Source organism: Nocardioides sp., assembly GCF_004803405.1.
Taxonomy (GTDB): Bacteria; Actinomycetota; Actinomycetes; order Propionibacteriales; family Nocardioidaceae; genus Nocardioides; species Nocardioides vastitatis.
Genome location: NZ_SSXI01000292.1, coordinates 1 through 6,590 on the forward strand (window position 1 = coordinate 1; position 6,590 = coordinate 6,590).

Below are 6,590 nucleotides of genomic sequence, written 5' to 3' on the forward strand. Positions count from 1 at the left end.
ATCCGCAGAGCGGCCGAGGCCGAGCGCCAGGCCCGGGCGCGTGCCGCCGAGCGCCGCGCACGGCTGCTGCGCGAAGGTCGCGCGGGCCAGGCCGTGTTGACCGCGGTCGGCTACGTCCTCTCCCGGCTCGAGATCTCCGTCGACCAGGCCGGTCGACGGCGTCAGACGGTCGAGGACTCCCGCCGTGGCCGCGAACAGGAGCTGATGACCGTCCGGCAGCAGCTGCGCGACCTCGGGCGTGAGCTCGATGAGCTGGTCAGCTCGGTGCACCGCGACGAGATGGCGCGCGCCCAGCAGCGGATGCGGATCGAGCAGATCGAGGCGAAGGCGCTCGAGGAGCTCGGGCTCGAGGCCGACGCACTGGTCGCCGAGTACGGCCCGGACCAGCCGGTGCCGGTGCTCGAGATCCCCGACGAGACCGTGGCCTCAGGTGTGGACGACGCGGAACCCTCCGGTGAGGCCGCCGAGGGCGCCGGCCATGCAGCCGCCGACCACGACGTGAGCGAGGCCGAGCCCGGGCCGCGCACGGTGCCCTACGTGCGCGAGGAGCAGGTCAAGCGGCTCCGCTCTGCGGAGCGTGCGCTTGCCATGCTGGGCCGGGTGAACCCGCTGGCTCTGGAGGAGTTCACCGCGATGGAGGAACGCCACCAGTTCCTCTCCGAGCAGCTCGAGGACCTCCGCGCCACCCGCAAGGACCTGCTCGACATCGTCAAGGACGTCGACGCGCGTGTGGAGCAGGTCTTCACCGAGGCCTACGCCGACGTCAGCAAGGCGTTCGACCAGACCTTCGCGCGGCTCTTCCCGGGTGGCGAGGGCCGGCTGGTGCTCACCGATCCCTCCGACATGCTCGCGACGGGCGTCGAGGTCGAGGCGCGTCCGCCCGGCAAGAAGGTGAAGCGGCTCTCGCTGCTCTCCGGTGGCGAGCGATCGCTCGTGGCCGTCGCGTTCCTCGTCGCGCTGTTCAAGGCGCGTCCGTCGCCGTTCTACATCCTCGACGAGGTGGAGGCCGCGCTCGACGACACCAACCTCGGCCGGCTGCTGGAGATCTACGAGGAGCTGCGCGAGAACTCCCAGCTGCTCGTGATCACCCACCAGAAGCGGACCATGGAGGTCGGTGACGCCCTCTACGGCGTCACGATGCGCGGCGACGGCGTCTCGGCGGTGATCAGCCAGCGGCTGCGGAAGGAGTCGGCCTGACATGCCGGCCGAACGTCCGGGCCGGTCGTCCTACAGGGCCTGGCGGACGGCGACGACCCGCTGGTCGGACGACGACGTGTACGGCCACCTCAACAACGCGCGCTACTTCGACCTGATCGACACTGCCGTCAACGCGCAGCTGGCAGAGGCGACCGGTATGGACATCCGGACGCTTCCCGCCATCGGCGTGGTCGCGGAGGTGTCCTGCAGGTACTTCGCCGAGTGGGCTACCCCCGCCCGATCGAGATGGGGCTGGCGGTCGAGAAGCTCGGGAGATCCTCGGTCATCTACCGGATCGGCCTGTTCCAGGGCGACCCGGACGGTGAGGGCGCCACCGCGTCCGCCGAGGGCCGCTTCGTCCACGTGTACGTCGACAACACCGACCCGACGCGACCGGTGACCGAGGTTCCGGACGTGGTCCGCAAGGCGGTCGCGCCGCTCGTCGTCTGACCTGTGCCGCTGGGCGGTTCGCAGCTCTGTCGTTGCCGGTACTTCACCCATGGTGGTGCAGGATGGGTGAGGAAGAGCTCGATACCTACTCGGAGGAGTCGAAGGTGCTGTTCGTCGTGTCGGCGGTTCTGCTGAGCCTGGTCGTCGCCGGACTCGTGGTCGTCTACGTCGCCTACCCGCACCGTGGGGAGAAGGTGCCCTACGCGCCATGGCTGGGGGAGGCCATGGGGAAGGCGGTCGACGCCACCCCCGTGATCGAGGACGGCGAGCTAGACCTCCAGCGAGAGGCCCAGCGGTCGCGCTGAGGCGCTACCGCCGACGACGAAGCACCCGGACCGGCGGCGGCCAGCCTTGCGGCCACTCGCCAGCGCAAGGAGCTCCTGATCGCCGCCAGCTTCCGCCGCTCCCGGAGCCGTGCCCGCTGGTCCTTGATCGCCGTCCTCTGCTGCCGCACCCCGGCGCGCAGGTTCGCGGTCTCGTCGCGCTGGTCACGGAGGTCGGTGAGCCGGGCCGGGATCGCGTCCGCGTCCGGCTCCTGCCCGGGCGGTCGGCGATCCGGGACCACGAGCACGAGGGCGCCGTCCTCCACGACGAGGGACTCGGTCTGCTCGAGCCAGCCGACGAGGTCGGGCACGTGCTCGATCACACGGCTCGCGAAGACCCAGTCGAAGGGCGCCCCCGCCTGCGCCGCTCGGCGAAAGTGCGGATGCCGGCGCCGCCCCATAGCGGGAAGTCGATCTCGGGAACGTCCTCGACCGTGATCGGCGGACTGTTGCGGTGCATCGCCACGAGGCGCTCGCGCGGGTAGCCGTCGGCGTATCTCACGTCCACGCTCGACGGTGATACCAGCGGCTTGTCCAACAGCCCGATCTCGAGGCGGCGGCCTCGAGAGAAGTCGAAGAGGCGCGCGACATGCTGCCTCCGCGGGGACTCGTCGGGAGTCGTCACGGTCGGCGCCCGGGATCCTTCCCCTTCGCTCGCAGGTCGCCCCGGCGGAGGTGGAGGTGGCGACGCAGCCGGCGTCGCACTCGAGCGTAAGCGGTCAGCTCGGAGGGACTCGGAGCAGCCGCGCCCTTCTTCCTGTTCGTCGCCTTCGGCCGACTCCGCCGCTGAGGGGGCCACTCGTTGCCGAGTCCGGCCAGGCAGTCCAGGAGGAACCGCTCGTTGCTCGTCAGCGGTGCCGGCGCCTCCCGCTCGTCGACGATCGTCGCACCGCCCTCGATCGACAGCCGGCCGTCGGGGAAGAAGTGGTCGTTGATCCAAGCCACCTCCTTGCCGAACCTGGCATCGAGGAGCGCCACCTCGTCTCGCGTGAGGACGAGGCTGCGGCGCTCGAGGGGCTCGCGGCCGACGATCTGGTCGCTGACGGCCGTCGCCGCGACAGGACTCTCCAGGCGTGCGTTGAGGTAGCGCATCCACTCCACCTCCTGCGCGGTCAGTGACCGGTTGACGTCGTCCCGGCTCAGATCGAAGTCGGTCAGGTCCTGGATCCCGAAGGTCTGGTCCATGAACGACTCGAACAGCTCCTTCCGGACGCTGTCGTAGTGGATGACCAGACAGTTGTCCGCACCGAGGATCTCGTCGAGGGCCTGGACACGAGGGCCCATGCTCAGCTCGGCGGGCCAGCGGACGTACTCGTCGAGGTACTCCGGCAGGGTGACGGTGTAGCGAGCGCGCTTGACGTGCTCGGCATAGGAGGAGATCGCGTGTCCGGCGACGTCGCGGACATAGATGACCGATCGCAGCCGGACGCCTCGTGCCTGCAGAAGCCCATGCAGGCTGCGGAGACGGTCCACGTCGAAGTAGGCCAGGAACTCCGAGGAGTAGGCGATCGTCGGCTGCGTCGTTGCGGCGATCTCAGCGAACAGGCCGTCGAGCGCGGCGTCGGACTGCTCCTCGGTAGTTCCCGGCTTGGGCGCGAGACAGGCTTGAAGCGCCAGGCCGTTCCCGCTCATGGCCTGGCCACGACGGGCGCGCGCGTCGGTAACGTGCTCGGGATAGCGAATCCCGAGCCGTGCCAGTTGCTCCCGGTTGCGCACGAGAGCGACCTGAAGGGAGCTGGAGCCGGTCTTTCCCATCCCGAGGTGGAGCACGACGTCGGTAACAGTCACGTGCAGACGCTATCGCGGCGGGGCGTCTGAAAGGATGATGGGCATGTCGAGCCCACGAGTATCGGTGATCACGGCCGTCTACGACCCGCCGCGTGACGCGTTCGAGGCCACGGTCGCGTCAGTCCTCGCACAGACGAACGAGGACTGGGAGTGGATCCTCACCGACGACCGCTCGCCCAGTGACTGGGTCGTGCCGCGGCTGCGTGAGCTCGCCGCCCAGGAGCCGCGGGTGAGGGTCCGGGTGCGCGAGGAGAACGGCGGCATCGTCGCGGCCAGCAACGACTCGCTGGCCGAGGCGTCGGGGGAGTTCGTCGCGCTGCTCGACCACGACGACGTCCTGGAGCGTCAGGCCCTCGAGCGGATGCTTCAAGCGATCGACGGGACCAGGGAGCCTGACGAGGTCGACTACGTCTACAGCGACCAGGACTGGATGACTGCGGACGGGAGATGCCACCGGCCGTTCCGCAAGCCCGACTGGTCTCCCGAGCGGCTCCGGCACCACATGTACACCACGCACTTCTCCATGCTGCGCCGCTCCCTGGTGCTCGACGTGGGCGGCTTCCGCGCCGGCTTCGACGGCTCGCAGGACCACGACCTCGTCCTTCGAGTGACCGAGCAGGCGCGGCAGATCGTGCACGTCCGCGAGGTCCTGTACCACTGGCGTCAGATTCCCGGATCAGCCGCCGCGGACCCTCATGCCAAGCCGTACGCCTGGGACGCCGGCGTGCGAGCGGTGCAGGACCACCTCGACCGCGTGGGCATCGAGGCAGTGGCCTTGCATGGGCTCGCACCGGGCTTCTACCAGATCGACCGCACCCCCGATCTCACCACGCCGGTCAGCGTCATCATCCCCACGATCGGCTCACAAGCGACGGTGTGGGGCAGTCGCCGCACCCTCGTGGTCCAGGCGGTGTCCTCTCTCCTGGAGAAGACGCAGCACGAGAACCTGGAGTTCGTGGTCGTCTACGACACCCCCACGCCGCCGACGGTCATCCACGAGCTGCGCTCCATCCCGGGGGCACGCCTGCGGTTCGTCGAGTTCACGGAGGAGTTCAACTTCTCCGCGAAGTGCAACGTCGGTGCCCTTCACGCGTCCGGCGACGTTTTCGTGTTCCTCAACGACGACATGGAGGCCGAGTCCGACGGCCTCATCGAGACCCTGATCACGCCGCTCAACGAGCCCGGGGTGGGCGCGACGGGGGCGAAGCTCCTGTTCGAGGACGGCCGGATCCAGCACGCCGGCGTCATCTACGGAGACGGCCAGATCGGCCACCACTACTACCGCTCGCACCGGAAGCGCGGCTCCTATTGCGAGCTGGCGATGAACCGGGAGGTCTCTGCCCTGACCGGGGCCTGCCTCGCCATGCGGCGCGAGACCTTCCAGGAGGTCGGCGGATTCACCGAGAAGCTGCCCGGGAACTTCAACGACGTCGACATGTGCCTGAAGATCCGGGCTCAGGGTCATCGGCTGATCTGGATGCATGACGCCGTGCTCCACCACTTCGAGTCGGCGACTCGCGAGGCGTCGATCAAGCCGTTCGAGCTCCGTCACATGACGCGCAGGTGGGGCGACCACGAAAGCGTCAGGGACGCGTACACGAGCTCCTGAGTCCGTCCGGGACCGGTCAGCCCCGCAGGCGACGCGCCACCGCGCCGACCTTGCGCCTCACCCGGGCCGCAGGCCGGCGTGCCATCTGCTCCAGCTGCGCCTGCAGCCGGTCGATGACCCCGTTGCGGTTCTCCAGCCGGGCTCGCAGGTCGGCCTGCCGCTCGCGGGCACGCTTCAGGTTGGCCCGGAGCTTGACCGTCTCGGCCTGCAGTCCTCGGATCTCGTCGCGCGCCCTGAACTCGGCGCGGCCAGCGTCCTCGAACCGGTGGGTGTGCTGATCCCGGATCCGGACCGCGTGAACTGGGACGACCTCCTGCAGAGGCACCCAGCGGCCGATCGGCTCGTTTCCGCGGCGCACCCGCGCGCGGGCCTCGAACTGATAGACGAAGGCATCAGGTTGGTCGCGCACCCACTCCACCACGTGGGCCGGAAGGTCGTCGCCGACCTCCACCTCGGAGCCCAGGGGATCGGCGATGGTGCCGCGCAGCTCCTCCAGCACCAGCCCCGACTCCTCGAGCAGGTCGAGGAAACCCTCCCGGTTGAAGAACCGGATGTGGGTGCGGTCCAGGAGTCCGGTGTCGGTCAGGTCCCAGCGACCCTGGAGGTGCGCGAGCCGCAGCGACCCGTGCGCCACGTTCGGCAGAGAGATCACGACCTCCCCGCTCGGTGCGAGGAGCGGCAGGGCCGAGCGGAGCACCTCCGCGGGGTGTAGGAGGTGCTCGAGGACGTCGGCGAAGACCACCACGTCGAAGCTGCCCTGCTCGAAGTGATCGCCGAGCGAGTCGCGGTCGAGGTCGACGACGGCGACCTTCTCGAAGAGCTTGGCGGCGGTCGCCGCCGCGTCCGGGTCGATCTCGACTCCGCTGACCTTGCATCCCTGATCCATCAGGGCACGGCCCAGCTCGCCACGCCAGCATCCGACGTCGAGCACCCGCTTGCCGGGACCGACCAGTTCGAGCACCTGCACATGGCTCGTGTTGATGTTGGCACGATCAATCGCGACGTCGTAGTCAGGCACGCCCGGAAATCTACCGCCCCGGAGCGCCCAGGGCCCTACCGCCTGATTGGATGGAACCCATGCAGGACTGGTTCTACCTCGTCATCGGCATCCTGGCCGTCGCGGCCGTCGCGGCCGTGGTGGTCGTCGGCCTCGTCAGCACCCGGGTCCGCAGGCCGCGCCGACTGCCCGCCGAGGCGCGCGCCGACGTCATCGCGCCGGCGCC

General features: G+C 69.4%; 7 protein-coding genes and 1 pseudogene. 5 read left to right on the forward strand and 3 right to left on the reverse strand.

The window, feature by feature from the left end:
• The 4 genes and pseudogenes from E7Z54_RS20595 to E7Z54_RS23555 all read left to right on the forward strand — a co-directional run.
• Nucleotides 1–1,197: AAA family ATPase (locus E7Z54_RS20595; protein WP_168798440.1), on the forward strand; the 1,197-nt coding region annotated here is incomplete at its 5' end.
• Between the two features lies 1 nt (nucleotide 1,198).
• Nucleotides 1,199–1,369, forward strand: a pseudogene (locus E7Z54_RS24265) (acyl-CoA thioesterase); the annotation flags it as partial.
• A gap of 50 nt (nucleotides 1,370–1,419) precedes the next feature.
• Nucleotides 1,420–1,647, forward strand: a complete 228-nt coding sequence (locus E7Z54_RS24115; RefSeq protein WP_240769814.1) for a hypothetical protein — start codon at nucleotides 1,420–1,422, stop codon at nucleotides 1,645–1,647.
• 62 nt (nucleotides 1,648–1,709) lie between these two features.
• A complete protein-coding gene (locus tag E7Z54_RS23555; RefSeq protein WP_168798438.1) occupies nucleotides 1,710–1,952 on the forward strand; it encodes a hypothetical protein in 243 nt (80 codons plus the stop codon).
• A 337-nt stretch (nucleotides 1,953–2,289) separates the two neighbouring features.
• Here the strand turns inward: E7Z54_RS23555 and E7Z54_RS23560 are convergent, their stop codons facing one another.
• The gene (locus E7Z54_RS23560; protein ID WP_168798439.1) at nucleotides 2,290–2,595 is read right to left on the reverse strand and encodes a hypothetical protein; all 306 of its coding nucleotides are present in this window, start codon (nucleotides 2,593–2,595) and stop codon (nucleotides 2,290–2,292) included.
• On the reverse strand, nucleotides 2,592–3,758 hold the full coding sequence (locus tag E7Z54_RS20610) for a hypothetical protein (RefSeq protein ID WP_136436615.1): 1,167 nt from the start codon (nucleotides 3,756–3,758) through the stop codon (nucleotides 2,592–2,594). The genes E7Z54_RS23560 and E7Z54_RS20610 overlap by 4 nt, the downstream gene beginning before the upstream one ends.
• Before the next feature lie 43 nt (nucleotides 3,759–3,801).
• Between E7Z54_RS20610 and E7Z54_RS20615 the strand changes: the two genes are divergently transcribed.
• Entirely contained in the window at nucleotides 3,802–5,367 is a 1,566-nt protein-coding gene (locus E7Z54_RS20615) for a glycosyltransferase family 2 protein (RefSeq protein WP_168798441.1), read from the forward strand.
• A gap of 16 nt (nucleotides 5,368–5,383) precedes the next feature.
• On the opposite strand, the gene E7Z54_RS20620 is transcribed toward E7Z54_RS20615, so the two are convergent.
• Nucleotides 5,384–6,385: a class I SAM-dependent methyltransferase gene (locus tag E7Z54_RS20620; RefSeq protein ID WP_136436617.1), complete on the reverse strand. Its 1,002-nt coding sequence runs from the start codon at nucleotides 6,383–6,385 to the stop codon at nucleotides 5,384–5,386.
• Between the last annotated feature and the right edge of the window lie 205 nt (nucleotides 6,386–6,590).